This is a genomic window from Bacteroidales bacterium (genome assembly GCA_022647615.1).
Taxonomy (GTDB): Bacteria; Bacteroidota; Bacteroidia; order Bacteroidales; family UBA932; genus Egerieousia.
The window spans coordinates 334,418-350,679 of record JALCKZ010000001.1; the positions used below are offsets into that span (position 1 = coordinate 334,418).

Annotated in this window: 10 protein-coding genes; 1 reads left to right on the forward strand and 9 read right to left on the reverse strand. The window is 38.4% G+C overall.

Annotation, left to right across the window (positions count from 1 at the left end; genetic code table 11):
- Positions 1 to 38: 38 nt before the first annotated feature.
- Positions 39 to 1,520, reverse strand: coding sequence for a TolC family protein (locus LKM37_01440; protein MCI1719683.1), 1,482 nt, complete (start codon positions 1,518 to 1,520; stop codon positions 39 to 41).
- Positions 1,521 to 1,603: 83 nt separating this feature from the next.
- Positions 1,604 to 2,197: a TetR/AcrR family transcriptional regulator gene (locus LKM37_01445; protein ID MCI1719684.1), complete on the reverse strand. Its 594-nt coding sequence runs from the start codon at positions 2,195 to 2,197 to the stop codon at positions 1,604 to 1,606.
- Positions 2,198 to 2,385: 188 nt separating this feature from the next.
- On the opposite strand from LKM37_01445, the gene LKM37_01450 reads away from it, so the two are divergent.
- Complete coding sequence (locus tag LKM37_01450; protein ID MCI1719685.1) at positions 2,386 to 3,336, forward strand: helix-turn-helix transcriptional regulator; 951 nt, start codon at positions 2,386 to 2,388, stop codon at positions 3,334 to 3,336.
- Between the two features lie 40 nt (positions 3,337 to 3,376).
- On the opposite strand, the gene LKM37_01455 is transcribed toward LKM37_01450, so the two are convergent.
- The 7 genes from LKM37_01455 to LKM37_01485 form a co-directional block, all read right to left on the reverse strand.
- Entirely contained in the window at positions 3,377 to 5,911 is a 2,535-nt protein-coding gene (locus tag LKM37_01455; protein ID MCI1719686.1) for a peptidase M14, read from the reverse strand.
- Between the two features lie 27 nt (positions 5,912 to 5,938).
- Entirely contained in the window at positions 5,939 to 7,558 is a 1,620-nt protein-coding gene (locus tag LKM37_01460) for a RagB/SusD family nutrient uptake outer membrane protein (protein ID MCI1719687.1), read from the reverse strand.
- Positions 7,559 to 7,569: 11 nt separating this feature from the next.
- A complete protein-coding gene (locus tag LKM37_01465; GenBank protein MCI1719688.1) occupies positions 7,570 to 11,028 on the reverse strand; it encodes a TonB-dependent receptor in 3,459 nt (1,152 codons plus the stop codon).
- Positions 11,029 to 11,079: 51 nt separating this feature from the next.
- On the reverse strand, positions 11,080 to 12,102 hold the full coding sequence (locus LKM37_01470; GenBank protein MCI1719689.1) for a FecR family protein: 1,023 nt from the start codon (positions 12,100 to 12,102) through the stop codon (positions 11,080 to 11,082).
- Positions 12,099 to 12,665, reverse strand: coding sequence for a sigma-70 family RNA polymerase sigma factor (locus tag LKM37_01475; GenBank protein ID MCI1719690.1), 567 nt, complete (start codon positions 12,663 to 12,665; stop codon positions 12,099 to 12,101). The genes LKM37_01470 and LKM37_01475 overlap by 4 nt, the downstream gene beginning before the upstream one ends.
- Before the next feature lie 106 nt (positions 12,666 to 12,771).
- Positions 12,772 to 14,673 (reverse strand): dUTP diphosphatase, encoded by a 1,902-nt coding sequence (gene dut, locus LKM37_01480; protein ID MCI1719691.1) that lies wholly within the window; start codon positions 14,671 to 14,673, stop codon positions 12,772 to 12,774.
- Between the two features lie 63 nt (positions 14,674 to 14,736).
- Positions 14,737 to 16,236 carry an oligosaccharide flippase family protein gene (locus LKM37_01485; protein MCI1719692.1) on the reverse strand — a complete coding sequence of 500 codons (1,500 nt, stop codon included), beginning with the start codon at positions 16,234 to 16,236 and terminating at the stop codon, positions 14,737 to 14,739.
- Positions 16,237 to 16,262 lie beyond the last annotated feature (26 nt).

Here is a 16,262-nt window from a genome sequence, read left to right on the forward strand (position 1 = left end):
CTATCCTTTTTAATCCCGACAGCAACCGTTCTCCATATCTATTTATTTTCTTCACTCTTATTATCAGCCGCCGCTGGATGTTCCTTCTCAGCAGCAGGTAATTTCTTAATCAGCTCTCTCCTTTGAGGATTATATTCAGCCTCATCATTTACATTAACGCCCAGCACTTTATCAAGAGAAGACTTTGCTACAAGATAAGTGTAGATGGACTGATTAAGATTAAGCTTGGCCTGCAAAAGAGCAAGCTGAGCATCATTCATCTCCAGCAATGTGCCGCTTCCAATTTCATATCTTTTCTGCGCAATTTCATACCCTGTCTTTGCCCCCTCTATAGAAGCCTGCGCGGCATTGTACTGTTTGATAGCCGTTTCCAAAGAGCTAAGTCCTTGTTTAACTGCAACCACCAAATTCCTTCTTGCGTTTTCCCTCTGCAAATCCAGCTCTTCCTGCTGCACTTTTGTCTGTTTCAAATTGTACCATCTCTGGCCGCCGCTGAAGATTGGAACTACAAGAGAAAGACCTCCAACTGAATAAGGATTCCATTTATAATCTTTGAATTTAAAATCCTCCGCCATCGCAATCCAGGAATAAGACAATGAAGCATTAAGACTTGGATAATACTGCGCAAGCTGCATCTTGTAAGTCCTGCTTAATATATCGCTCTGGATATCAAGTTGTTTTAATGAAGAGTTTTTCTCCAGCATTGTAGTATCAGCTGCAATTGAAACATCCTTCAAGACATCTTTATAGTCAGACAATTTTCCAATGCACTTAATATTTGTATTTAAATCAATTCCAATAAGGGCTTTTAATTTCCACATTGCCAGCACCATGCTGTTTTGCGCATCATACATGCTCGGCTCTGCATTCTGCATGGTAACTTCCGCACGTATCATATCATATTTTGCACTTCTGCCGCTCTCATATTTTGCCTTTGCATCTTTGTAACTGTGCACGGCGTTATTATAATTCTCTCTGTAGACATCATAAGAATCTGAAGCAAGCAAACAAGTATAAAAAGCTTGTTGTACCTGATCTATAAGGTCTTGCCTGGAGGAACGTGCCTGCTCAACTGCAAGGTCCACATTCTTTCCGGAAATTTCCAAACTCTTCCAAAGCGGAAAATTAATCAAAGGCATGGAGGCGGAAAATCCCATATTGTAAACGTTTGCGGTACCAACTGCAAAAGACCTGGTTACAGTATCAATTTTCATATACATCACCTGTTTTTTGATGGTGCGCTGATATGCTCCGCTGAAATTAATTTGTGGGAACAAAGATGAATAACTTCCGCTCTTTGCATAACCGGTCTTTTGAATCTCCTTGTCTGCAATCTTAACAGTAAGGCTCTGGCTCTTTGCAATTTGCAAAGCCTCATCCAATGTCAGCGCAAGCGTATCGCTTGCAGCCGCCTGCCCGCCGGCCTGAACATTTGCTGCAACAGAATGAGCAAAAGCTCCGGCTGATAAAAACACAGCCATTCCCGCAACTACAACAAATTTTAAAAATCTTTTTTCCATATAATGTTTACTTGTTTTTTTCTGTTAAACTTCTGCTCTTCTTTTTTATATTTTCATTTTATTACTGTCGCGACAGATATTACTTAATTATACTTGGCCCTCAGCTCATCTATTACCTTTTTGCCTTTGTCTGTGCAAATACCTCTTAATACGGTTGTTATAAAGTCAAAACAAATTTTCTCCGGAGTCCCGGGCATTTTGTGATCAGCCTTTGCATCCAAAAGTTGCTGACGGAACAGAGAGACCAATACATCAAAATTCTGCTCCTTCTCTATCATTCCCTCTTCCACTCCCCTTTTGATTATCCGCATTCCTCTTTTATCCAACTCCTCTTTTGTGCTTGAAAATAACTTTTGAAGCTCAGGGTCTCCGTAAGCATCCCTCTTAAAATTCTCACCGGAAACATGAAAAAATTTAAAACCTTCCAAAGCTCCAAATACTATGACTTCTAGAGAATTATCCAAAGAGGTGCTAATGTAATCAAGCCGCTTCTTCAATCCGTTAAGTTTAAACTGGCAACTTTGCAAAACCAAATCCTCCTTATTGGAGAAATAATCATAAAGTGTCTTTTTAGATATTTTAAGAGTTTTCACAATCTCATCCATGCTCACGCCCTTGATGCCGCGCTCTGCAAAAACATCAAAAGCTGTCTCCATTATTTGCTCTTTTCTAATCATATTCTAAATCCAACCGTTTCTTGTCAATTGTGAAACGGGCTTTGGGAACGCAAAGATGATACCATTAGAGGAAACTTATACGGGTCAATTTTGTACATTTTTGTTCCAAAACTATAATGAGTTGCAAAATAATTGCTTTTAAAAAACATTTTTTGATACTTTTGTTCCAAAATTACATATCAGCATATATGGAGAATAATAATCTGGCAACTGCCGTAAGTGGGAATTCAGCGGAAAACGCAACAAGGGTAGAAATGCATCTTGATAATTTTGCCGCGGAGTCCGGCGGATTTTGCTACAAAAATCAGCTGCTAATTATGGGGGGCAATCAGTTTAATGAAAAGAAGCTTAAGGATGTAATGAAAAAATTTCCTCCAGTAAAATTAAACGTCATGAGCTTTATTCTGATACTGGAAGGGGAAATGAAAATTACTTTGGACTACATAGACCACTCATTTAAAAAAAACACTCTAATAGTTATATCACCGTTTAACACAATAACCAGTTCTGCTATCTCCCCAAATTGCAGATACTACGTTATAATGGTGACAAGAGATTTTGCACAAGACACAATGATGGAACGTCGCCCCATTCCAATGGGACACTTTATGAACCTTGGCAATAAAACAGGTTTTCAGCTGAATGACAAGGAGATGGAGGTAATAAAAAGGTGTACGGAAAACATTTATAATTTTATACAGCAAAAAGAGAATATATTTCTGGGGGAAATTCTTCACTCCGCTTTTTACATTTTTTCCATGCAAGTCGCCAATTATTTCTCTAGCATCAACAACACACAAAACTTGCAAACCGATAGCCGCAAAGATGAGCTTATAAGAAAGTTTTTGGGATTGATTATAAAGTACGGAGAAGCAGAGCATTATCCAGAGTTCTATGCAGATAAGTTGTGCATCACGGTACAATACTTATCTCTAATACTAAAAGAACAAACGGATAATACGGCAAAACACTGGATTGCAAACAATCTGATTGTCAGGGCAAAAACAATGCTGCGCATGCCGGGCGCATCCATCCCGCAGATAGCGGAAAAACTGCATTTTGCAGACCAGTCATCTTTTGGAAAATTCTTTAAGAAACATGTTGGCATGTCCCCAAAGAAGTACATGCAAGAGAATTAAAAAAGGGTGACAAAACATCTTGTTTGCCACCCCTCTTCAATCATAACAATTCACCAAATAACACTGCATTCATAAATATTTTGGATGCCCCAAACCAATATGACCGGAAATTTACATCATCTGCAAAAAATACAATTTGTCCCTTTTTATAAGGTTCCGTAATAATTGCAGGAGTTCCGCCCAGTCTTATAATATCTTTTTGGGATATACATCCAGATAAAAATGAATCTTTTAAATAAGACATTGGAACTTTTGCTTTTTCATCTTTTACTCCATATACCCTAGTTCCATTTTTCATTACAGCAACGTTTTGCCCAGAATAACCCCATCCAAGCACTGAGGTTTTATCCAGCTTGCAATTTAGTATAACGCCTGATATTGCTCCAGGTTTTTCATCTTTAGAAACCACCTCTATATCAGATATTTTTGCGTCTCTGGCAATATCAATTGCCTTACCCAGGAAGATAGCCTCCCCTCCCTTGGCAACCCATTCTTTCAAATTTGCTATATCAGCTTCTGAAAATTTTTGAGCAGGAACGCCACCGGAAAAAACAAGTACATTGTATTGGCTCAAATCTGCCGTAGAGATAGACTTTAAATCCATTAAAGTCATCGGAATCTTAAATCTTTGATCCAACATATGCCATATCTCTCCCGATTCTTCTACCCCCATTCCCTGTCCTACTAACATTGCAATCTTTGGAACTCTTACATTTTTTATTGAGGGACTGCCAAGATCTAAATCAGACATAAGACCGCTATTCATAGAGTGCACGGTAACGCCACATTCCGCTGCATAAGCTGAGATTTTCTTATACAAATCTTCAGAGGTAATATTCTGATATGAAACAGGCACTATAAAAGTTCCATAACTGAATTTTAACGTCTTGCTGCTGTCAGCAAATGTTATAGGCTTGCCGCACACCCGCACAAGTATACCGTCTTTTAACAAAGAGGCAACTAATTTAGGTGTGTAATACTCCTTATTATCAAATAAATACGCATAAGTACTCTTCCCTCCGATAACTTTCCCCTTTGGGAATTCCAATTTGTCTGCCTTCTCACCAAGCAAATTTAAAACAGGTACAGTTACCGGAGAATATTCCAAATTATAAGCATGAGGAAATGTCCATGTGGAAATATCGTAAAAAGTACTGTCGCGAAAATCTGAAACATTTTCAAACAGCGTCCTGACTTTAAAATAATATTTTTGGGCAGTTGGAACAATATAAGAGTCTGAAGATGAATATTTTTGCTTCCCGACAGTTAAATCATCCTTTAACTTATATACTTCTATTCCATGCCTTTGCAAAGTCTCAAGAAAATGATATTCAATGCCTTTGTTGCCCCTGGAATTAAAAACATAGCCTTTAATTTTATCTGCTGCTGCCTGCCTGCTTGAATTAACATAGAACTTACGCTGATAGTCAAGCAGCGTATCCTTCATTGAAAAAGATGCAAATACGGTAGTAATCATTGATACAGACTGATTGCGCACCGTGCTTGCAAAAGAGGCATTGCCAAAAGCCGTAGGTCTTAAAAATCCCTTTGTGGCAACTTGTTCACAAAGGAATGCAACACTCCCTTGCATATCTCCATAAGCGGCACCCTTTCCGTAATAAAAATCATCATAACCCTCTTTGGAGTAGTATAATACACCAATTTTGTCAAAAGCGGCCGCTATATGTTTTGTAATTTCAGATGTGAGTTTTTGATTCTTTTCCGGAGTCAAAGAGTTTGTTCTCAAAGGATGTCCTGGGCTAAAATAGTACCCTTTCCCGTTCCCGCCTTGCTCATGAAAATCCCCAACAACATTTGGCATCCAGCTCATATACATTTTCACAGCATTTATGCCCTCAGGATATTGCAACATAAGCCAATCCCTGTTGCTGTCCGCCCAATAATGATTTGTGCGGCTGCTTGGCCAGGCTTCATTAAATTCTCTGGAATTTAAATCTGCACTCTCCGTAAAGCTCCTGCTAGAATTCACCCAACTTGCAAACCGGTTAATTCCATCAGGATTTTGTCCAGGTGTAATAATCAATATTGTCTTTTTAAGAAGATTAGTAACCTCTTCACTCTCTGCGGCTGTAAAAAAATAGGCAGCAATTAAAGAAGCATTCACACCGGACGGCTCATTGCCGTGAATGGATCCCATCAAGTTGACAATAACAGGCATCTCTTTAATATCCAACTTATTAGAAAGTGACACATCTGTAATGGATAAATGTTCTTCTCTAATTTGTTCCAATTTTTTTTGATTCTCTGCAGATGTAATTATCACTTGGATAAAAGGACGATGTTGAAAGGTTCTTCCATACTCTCTTATAGAAACTCTATCAGAAACGCTCTTAAGATCATACATGTATTTTAGGACATCATTCCAGTCGACATATTGCTCTCCAATTTCAAAACCCAATACAGATTTTGGGGTTGGTATGTTAGAATTAAACCGGTAATTACCCTGCGGAATAAAATAATCAATTCCGGTTAACACGGTTTGACTTGAAGATTGCGCTGACAGGCAATTAACAGATAAAATACAGATAATCAGAAAAGAATACCATTTTTTCATATTTAATTCATATAAAAGCCGTTCTAATTAAATAGGATTTTGATTGCACAAAGGATTATAATCAATCTCTGCCTGAGGGATAACAAATTGCCATTCCAAACTGCTTGCATCCCTATACCTGTTCTCCTCACCTAATCCCTGGTCATCGTACATATTATAATTGGAAGCTAAAGGATCTAGCTTAGTAGGATTTTTACCATTTTTCCACCCATTTGCACTGCCTCCCTGATTATATCCTGCCCTTGGAGCGGGTCCGCGATCCAAGTTCATATTTAATCTCTTCAAATCAGTAAATCTAAAGCCCTCTCCCCAAAGCTCAATCCTTCTTTGGAACATTATCTCATCAATCAAAGAAGCACCTGTATTTGATGAACGTACATATTGCGGATCTCTATTTTTTGCAAGTACATATAAAGCATCTGCCGCCTTATCATCATTACCGCCTGCACGCGCATAACCCTCAGCCTCAATAAGTATCATCTCCGCTACCCTAATGTATGCCAGGTCCGCAGTATATAATGCGCCGCTGTAAGAAGCTGATTTATTGTCAGTATAATCCACAATAAATTTTTGGCTCATCCATTTAAAAATATTTCCGGAAGGAGGATATGCAATACTAGATTTTGACATGGTTGGCGCATCCGGAAGCCATAATGCTTTACGCACATCCGTAGAACTAATTCTGTTATATAGGAGATTATAAATAGCTCTAGGAGTATTTTTGTTATATGAGACATTAGTGTTGGATATATAACTGAAAAAATTAGTTAGTGTTCCAGTTTCCAATGTGGGCTGACCTATCTTTCCCCAAATCCATTCTTCATTTGCCGTACACATTCTGCCCTGCTTAAAATCATACATGGTTGAGAGCAATTTTGCCCCTGAATTATCAACAACAAGCTTTGCCATCTCAGCTGCATCCAGCCAGCGTCCTTGCGTCAACAATACCCTGGCCTTAATTGCCCTTGCGACATTAACATCAATGTGGGTAATATTTGCTCTTTTTGTAGTGACCGTTTTTAAAAGTTCAATAGCATCATCAAGGTCTTTATTGATTGCATCATATGTCTCTTCTACTGTTGAACGCGCTTTAGGCTCAAGGCTGGTGCTCAATCTTAGAACAATTCCATCCTGAGTATTTTGCTTCCCCGGATAATATCTTTCCGCATACAACTGCACAAGACAGAAATGCGCAAAGGCTCTGTAAGTCAAGGCTTGCCCTTTTATATAATTCTTTTCCATATCAGTTCCCTGAGCATTATCTATGTTTTCTACAATAAGATTAGCGTTACAAATAATATCATAAAAATAACCGTACAGATACCTGTTTAAAGTAGAAGCCGTATTCCTATGCAATGACCACTTTGCCTGAGACTGCCATTGTGCATTACCTTTAGTATAAACCAAATCCTCTCCCATCATTTCCATCCATAGCATGTAGGTTGCGTAACCGCACTGAGGTGCGGATGTTCCCTGTTTATACATAAGTCTGTGAATTCCATTAATGGCAGACATTGCGTTTTCCGTAGTTGCAAAGATTTGAGTCTGATCCACAGAGGAAGTTGATTGTGTATCCAAAAAATCTTTACTACAAGATGACAGCACAAATATTGAACTTATCACCGTAAGTATTATTAATTTTTTCATGGTCAATTCAATTAAAAATCTATGTTAATTCCAAATGAAAATGTCTTGGATGGCAAATAAATGTCTGCATTTCCATCATATCCGGATAATAAATTTCTGCGAGGGAACATACCTCTGCGTTTAGTAAACAAAAATGGATTATCCGCTGAAAAATACAACTTAGCACTTGCAATTTCCAACTTCTTAAGGAACTTGCCGGGCACAGAATAAGATAACGATAAATTAGTTAGTTCTAACATATTAGAAGAAACAAGCCACCTGGAAGATGTTGTTGCATCTATATTTTTTGAGTCAGTTCCATTTGACAATCTTGCCACGTTTGTGATATCGCCAACAGATGACCAACGCTTTAGCAGGTCCTTGTGCAATTTTTGATAAGATAAGGATGATGTCCCGACAGACATTAATGACCCGTATGTACTATCATAATATTTCCCTCCTAACTGATAATAGAAATTAAATGAGAATGAGAAATTTCTCCAATTGATTGCAGAACCAAAGCCACCCGTAATTTTAGGGGTTGCCGTACCGCTCCAGTCAAATTTTGCATGTTCAACATTTTCAGTACACTTTACCCCATGGAAATCCACTAATTCATTTGGATCCCAAACAAAGGCAGGATTGTCAACATCAGCAACAAACAGATTATAACCTGTTTGAGGATTAACTCCTCTCCACTGGCGCAACCAGAATTCATATCTTGAATGTCCTTTTTCTATCCTATACATAGATGATTTATAAGGATCTATCGGCAGCTTGCTGATTTTGTTTACAATATAAGTTGCATTAAAGTTGGCGGACCACCTGAAATCTTTAGTTTTATAAATATCCCCGTCTAACGTAATCTCCAATCCCCTGTTATACATTGTACCAGCATTAATGCTCTTTGAATCAACGCCTGCAGAAAGCGGCTGAGGCACCTCAAAAAGAAGATTGCTGGACACTCTGTTGAAAAATTCCAAAGAACCATTTAGGCGTGAAGAAAACAGACTAAATTCTACTGCAACATCAAAATTATGAGAAACCTCCCAAGATAAGTCTTTGTTTCCTAGAGAAGACTGAAGGAATCCCGGCTCAGAACCATTTGGATATGGATAATATGTTGCTCTCCACGGATAATAACTTTCCAAATCATCATTACCGACTACGCCATATGATACCCTCAGCTTAAGCATGTCTACAAATTTCACATCCTTCATAAACGCCTCCCTATCAATTCTCCAGCCTCCTCCTACTGACCAAAAATTCCCCCATCTCACACTCTTGTAAAATCTAGAAGAACCATCCCTCCTGTAAGAAGCTGATGCAAAGTACTTATTATCATAATCATAGTTAGCTCTTGATAGATAACCCTCAACATCATAATTATCCTCATAAGAAGTAGGAATACCGTTGATTTCAGCAAAATTCTTAAACTCAAAATTTGAACCCTTAATAATCTGAGACTTCATAGAAGAAGACTGATTACTATACTTAAAATCATAACTTTCATGCCCGGCCATTAAGTCAAAGTGATGTTTGCCAATTTCCTTTGCATAAGAAAGTATTTGATTTGCAGTCCACGTCGTAGTATTTGAATTTGACTTGTAAGATGTTCCGGCATTGCCTTTTTCTTTGTAAACATAAGTTCCGTTCCAGCCTCTGTACATATTCTCTCCCACGCCAACATTTACAGAAAACTTAAAATCTTTTAAGAATTTTACTTCAACATATGTTTTAGCGTTGATTGTATTCCTTCTATATCCGTCATAAATATTTTTTAACTCAATTGCAGGATTATTACCGGAAACATAATCTCTTTTTGGAATCACCGTACCGTCAGCCATTGTATAGCCTACGCCAAAATCATACAACTTGTTCCCATTATCATCATAGATATATTCTCCGGTATTTGGATTGTGCAAGTGTATCGGGAATATATTGCCTACATACCTCAAAAATCTAAAAGGATTTGAATTATTGCCGCTGGATTCATTTTGATTCCCTTCTGAATTTGTAATAGAAGCATTTAGATTTGCCCCAACCTTAAGCCACTTTTTTATTTGAGTATTCATGTTAGCCTCAGATGAATATCTTCTTAGCAAAGAACCAACTATATACCCATTATCATCTGTGTATCCGACAGATGCGTAATAATCTGTTTTTTCATTTGCCCCGGAAAGAGAGACAGCAACATCATGACGAACTCCGACCCTTTCAATAGCATCCTTCCAATTTAAATCATCTCCCCACAATAATTTTGCTTTAGGATTTAGTTCCCCGGAATTATTAACAAATAATTGGTCTGCGCCCATGTCAAACACATTGTAAGACATGCCGGCCAGCAATGCAGCACCTGCCTTGGCATTAGCCTCTTCCAATGTGGCCCCGCTGTACATCAGACTATTACGCTCACTCTCCCAATACAATTTCATATAATCTTTCATGCCAACTGTCTTATAATCTTTTGTCTGTCTTGTAGTAAGACCAAGATTGTACTTTACACTAATTCTTGTCGCGCCGAATTTACCTTTCTTGGTTGTGACCAGCAAAACTCCATTTGCTGCGCGTGCGCCGTAAAGAGCTGCGGATGAAGCATCTTTAAGTACGGTGATACTCTCAATATCATTAGGATTAATACTTGTCAGTGAATTATCGTAAGGCATGCCGTCCAATACTACAAGAGGATCATTGCTTGCATTAAAAGAACCAATTCCCCTTATTCTAATATTCGGGGTAGAACCAGGCTGTCCGTTAGAGGTCTCTATCTGCAAACCGGCAGTCGTGCCAGTAAGAGCTTGTGAAATTTCTGTCAAAGGTCTGTCGTTAAATTTATCTTTCCCCACGGTTGCAGCGGACCCAGTAAACGAGGCTTTCTTAACTGTCCCATACGCTACCACCATTACCTCATCCAAGACAGTTTTGGCTGGCTGGAGAATCACGTTAATTACAGAACGATTCCCAACTTTAATTTCTATTGGCTCATAACCCATTAAATTATAAACCAATACTGCATCATCAGGAACTTTAATAAAATAATTGCCTTGCGCATCTGATGCCGTGTTAACATGAGTAGATTTGGAAAAAACCACTACAAAACCAAGCGGCTCGCCCCCCTCGGCAGACTTAATAACTCCTCGTACATTAATAAGCTTGGGAGCTTTCAAAGCCTTTGTTTGTAAGACAATTTGTTTTTCTTTGACAGAATAAAGAATTCCTGTTCCATCAAAAAGTTTGTTCAATATTTTATCTATAGGTTCATTATCCGATCTATAAGAAAAATCAATTTTCTTATTAAGCTCAGTTAGCAAATCAGAATAGATAAAATTATAACCGGTCTGTTTAGTAATTTCCTTAAGCACTTCTTTGATTGTCGTTCCATTCTCATGAATGTCAACCCTTTGTGCATGCAAAGGAAAAGCTGTAACAAGACACGCAATCTGCAGGATTACAAATCCCACAATAATTTTAGAGAAATGTTCTTTTTTCATAGTTACTAGGTGTTTAAAAAGTAATAACCAAAAAAAGGAAATACCCTAAATTTATCTTCTCTTTAATGTAACAGTATTTCCTTCTACGGAATAATCAATGAAAGTCGTCATCTTGATATAATCCAATATTTGGATTATGGACTCTGACTTAAATCTTGCTGTAAATCTATAATTTAGAATTTGGGGGTCTTTAACAATGAAATTTACGCCGTGCCATCTTTCCAGCATTTTAATAACTTCAGACATTTGGGTATCATTAAAATCCAAGATACCCTCTTTCCACTGTGAATTCTGATTAGGCTCCGATACTTGAGATGTAGAAACAACACTAGCTTTTTTTAATACCATTATTTTATTTGGCTGCATTTCCGTGAGCATGGTATTGTTATTCTTGTCAGTATCAAATATTTGCACTTTCCCGGAATAAAGAGTTATTTCAACATCCTGATCATTATCATAACTCTTTAGATTAAATTTTGTTCCTAAAACTTTATAATAATACCCTTTGCTCGTTTTTATAATCATTGGCCGCTGTGGGTTGTGAACGACATCAAAGTATGCCTCTCCGGAGAACTGAATATTCCGGCTCTCGGCATTAAAAGCATTAGGATAACTAATTTTAGAATCTGAATTTAACCACACAACAGAACTATCAGGCAAAATGATTTTTGCCTTAGTCCCCTTCACCGTGTAAACTTCATTAACAGGAGTCACGTTGCTATACAACTGTGATAATTTAGCATCATTGCCGATTGGCTTCTTCTCATCTTTAAACAGCAATTGTATTATATTTAGACCAAGCAACACAATAATTGCGGCGGCTGCATACCAAATAAATTTATGCTTATTGACCGCTGCCGCATGGTCCTCCTTATCATGTATCTTATTCATTATGACGTCATACCCTTTCTCCTCTGCTCTTGTATCAGGAGATGTGCCGGCAACCCATAAATTCATTTGCTGAGTGAAAAATTTCTCATTTTCCGCACTCTCGCTTACCCATTTCATTAAGGCATCTTGCTCCTGCTTAGAGGCCTCTCCCTTTAAATATTTATATATTAAATATTTGTTCATAAAAATAAAACAATTAGCCTTATATATTCCCCAAGGTATTTACGTAATACTCTAAATGCACTCATTATTCTATATTCAACGGTTTTTTGAGAAACATTTAAAAGAGTCGCTATCTCCTTATATTTTAGATCATTATTTCTGCTCATCAAAAATGTTTCTCTAGTTTTAGGGGACATTTCCGACAGGGCCAGGTCATACAATCTGTAAATTTCCTTACACTGCAATCTCACGGAACTCTCATCACTAAGAGCCAAGTACCGTATGGAATCTCCGTCGTGCTTCACAGATGAGTTCTTATACAGCTTATCTCTCTTATCTCTCCTCATAATGTTAAGGCATCTCCACTTTGCCATCAACAACAATAAATATACAGGTTCACCGGAAACATGTAATTCATCAAATTTCTCCCAAAATGATACATAAACATCTTGCGCTACATTTTCGGCATCATACATATCTCTCAAGTAACAATAGGCATAATAACGCACCCTATTAAAGTACTTGAAATATAGCTCTTTAAAAAATATTTCCTTACCTATATTTTCACTATGCTCTTGCGACATGTAACAATACCTTTCATCACAACGCCAGAGTTAGCACATATAAAGAACCCATATATGGTTTTACCCTAAACGTTTTGTCAAATATTTTAAAAGAAAAAGCAATTTCCTATAGCAAATCAAACAGTGTCTCAAGTTTTATCCCGTGAGAGCCTTTAATTAGAATTGAACACCCTTTAATAGGCTGTTTCTTAAGCTGTTCTGCATATTCAGCGGAAGTTTTGTAAAGCTCAACGACAGTTTTCCCTCCGGAAATCTTTGCACCCGCATTTTTTGACCCAATGCCGCTAACGTTTTTAATGCAGTCAGCTCTTTTCTCATACAACTGCTTGTATGCCTTTCCGAATTCCTCACCTACCAAGATTAACTTTATTGGTTTCATCTTCAGCGCCTGGTCAACAACAATCTTGTGCTCTTTCACAGAATCATTCCCCAGCTCCAGCATATCTCCAAGCAGTAAAACCTTGTTTTTAAATTTCAGATTATTAAAGTTTTCCAGCGACGCCTTCATGCTTGTAGGGTTTGCGTTGTATGTATCTTTTATTAAAGTGTTCAGCTTTGTTTTTGTCATCTGAGAACGATTGTTAGAGGGGATGTAGTTCTCGATAGCCTTAACAGCAGCATTTGTAGGCACTGCAAAATACGTGGCAACACAAAGAGCGGCAAGAACATTATCGCTATTGTAATCACCTATCAGATGGGTAGATATCCTTATCATCTTTCCATTTTTGGAAGACCCTGATAAGTCAGGCATCTCCATTTTCAGGAACGGGTCAGACTCTTTATTCTTAAGAATTTTTGCGCAGTTGCTCTTTAATCCGTAAGGAACAATTTGCATATTCGGCCTCTGCTCCGCCATCTCCTTAAGGATTGGATTATCCACATTTACAAATGCTATCTTCTTATATTCCTGCAAGTTATCGTAAAGCTCCCCTTTGGCTTTTTTAACACCTTCAAAGGAACCAAATCCAAGAAGATGAGCCTTGCCCACGCTTGTAATAAGCCCAAACGTAGGACAAACAACGTTAACCAAAGTCCCAATATCATGCGGGTGATTTGCCCCCATTTCCACAACGGCAACCTGCGTATCCTTATTTATTTTCAACAAAGTTACAGGCACTCCGATATCATTGTTGAAATTCCCCATTGTAGAGACAACTTTGTATCTAGTTGCTAATGTAGCTGTTATAAGTTCTTTTGTGGTAGTCTTTCCATTAGTTCCGGTAAGTCCTATTACAGGAATTTTAAACTGCAAACGGTGATGTCTTGCAAGCAGCTGCAAAGTGCGCTGTACATCATCAACCAAAATAATTTTCTTTGGATATTTTTTCTTGGCCTCTTTTACAAGCTTCTCATCATCAGCAACAGCATAAGCGGCTCCGGCATCTAATGCCTTGAGTACAAACTCATTTCCGTTAAAAATTTCTCCCTTTAACGCAAAGAACATACACCCTTTTGTGATTTGCCTTGTATCAGTGCAAAGCCCTGTTGTCTTTTTGTAAAGAACATATAACTTAAAAATATCCGGCTTTCCTTTTTCATTAGAAATTTTTGCAACGGAAACTGTCGCCGCTTTTGCTCCAAGACCTGTGGAACCAAAACCTCCCTCTCCTCTCAATGTCTCCGTAAGATGGTCAACTACACTCCATTGTATCTGCTGATACTTAGCTATAACCATCTGCGCAATTCTTTCCCCGGGCTTGACAGTAAATGGCTCTTTGGAAAGGTTTACTAAAATTACTTTGATTTCTCCGCGATAATCTGCATCAATTGTCCCGGGTGCATTGGCCACCGTTATTCCGCTTTTTGCCGCTAAGCCGCTGCGCGGTCTAATCTGCGCCTCATAACCTTGAGGCAATTCAATAAATAATCCCGTCGGAATTATAGCCCTCTCCAATGACCTGATAACCACAGGTTCATCAATATTAGCATTTAAGTCCATCCCGGCGGATAAACTTGTTGCATACTTAGGCGTCGGGTAAGCAGATGTGTTGACTATTTTAACTATCATAATAACAGTATTTTACAGAGCAATCATTCTTAATTAATATCTGTCGCGACAGATATATTTAATCTATATCTGAGCCCATTTGTATTTCAGCAGCTTTGTTTTGTGCTGAACATAAGCAAGATATATAACTATCAAAATTGTGTTGATTCCAAGTTTTACAAGTATTTCAGGTGTGCGGGAAAGTCCGGTCTTGCCAAGGCAGAAGGCAACTAACATGGAGACTCCGTATATCACAACTCCTACTCCGACATAACTGCAAATTTTCTTCCATTTATAAGGAATCGGATAATACTTGCTGCCCAGCCATGCGCTGTAAATCAGCATTGTAAGACAACTCAGGAAGTGAGCGCAAACGGATGCCCAATATGAGAAGCGAGGCATGAAAATCACATTCACCACAGCAGTGACAATCAGTCCCAGCAATGTTATGGTAACTGCATATTTTGTCTGCCCGCTGAGCTTATACCACATTGAGACATTGAACAAAATTCCCAGTATCATATATGCAAGCAACATGATAGGAACAGTACCAAGCGCACCGCGGAAATTCTTTCCAAGAATTAATCCCAGCACATCCATGTAAAGCGTAACTCCCAGGAAAATAAAGATGCAGAATGCTACAAAATATTCCATCACCCTCGCATATAACTCTTTGGAACCCTTCTCTTTATCCCTTGCAAAGAAAAACGGTTCCGCAGCATATCTGAACATCTGAATGAACAAATTCATAATTACCGCAAGCTTAACGGCTGCCTGATAAACTCCAAGGTCAGCTCTCCACTGAGGTCCCACAAAAAATCTGAAAAGTATTCTGTCCAGACTCTCATTAATAATTCCGGGAAGTCCTGCAACCATCAGAGGCAGAGAATAAATCATCATTTTCTTCCACAAATCCCAGTTGAATTTCAATCTCATTTTTATCATATCCGGGATGAACAAAATGAAGCAAACAACGCAGCTCACAAAGACCGCAAATATGATATAAGAAAAATCTACCGTTGTTGGAATAAGCTGTCCTAGAAGTGATTGTGGGTGTTTTGCAAAGTAAGCCGGTGCCCAGAAGAACAACATTAAATTGGCGCCAAGCTCAGTTAAAATCTTGATGGTTTTATAAATTGCAAACTTAAACGCTTTCTGCAAATACCTCAGCCTTGCAAAGAAAATAGCTGTGACTGAATCAAATGCAAGGATTCCGCCAATGTAGATTATCATCTTCCCGTAGCCCGGATATCCCATTGCCCCCGCTATAGGATTAGCAAAGAGCAACATACAGATAAAGAAGAAAGTCACAACAGTTATGACCGTAATCAATGCTGTTGAGAACGGCCTCTCCGGATGCTCTGAATGACTTGCAAATTTAAAGCACCCCGTCTCCAGCCCCAGCACCAGAACAACCTGCAGCACAGCAATATAGGACATAATCTCAGAGTATGCTCCATAGCCGTCCGTTGTAAGAATTCTTGTATAGATTGGGACGAAGAAGAAATTTATAATCCTCGCCAGTATTGTACTCAACCCGTAAATCGCGGTCTCACCTGCCAGTTTTTTTATTGGACTTCCCATTTATTCTCTTTTAAATCTCGACAGTT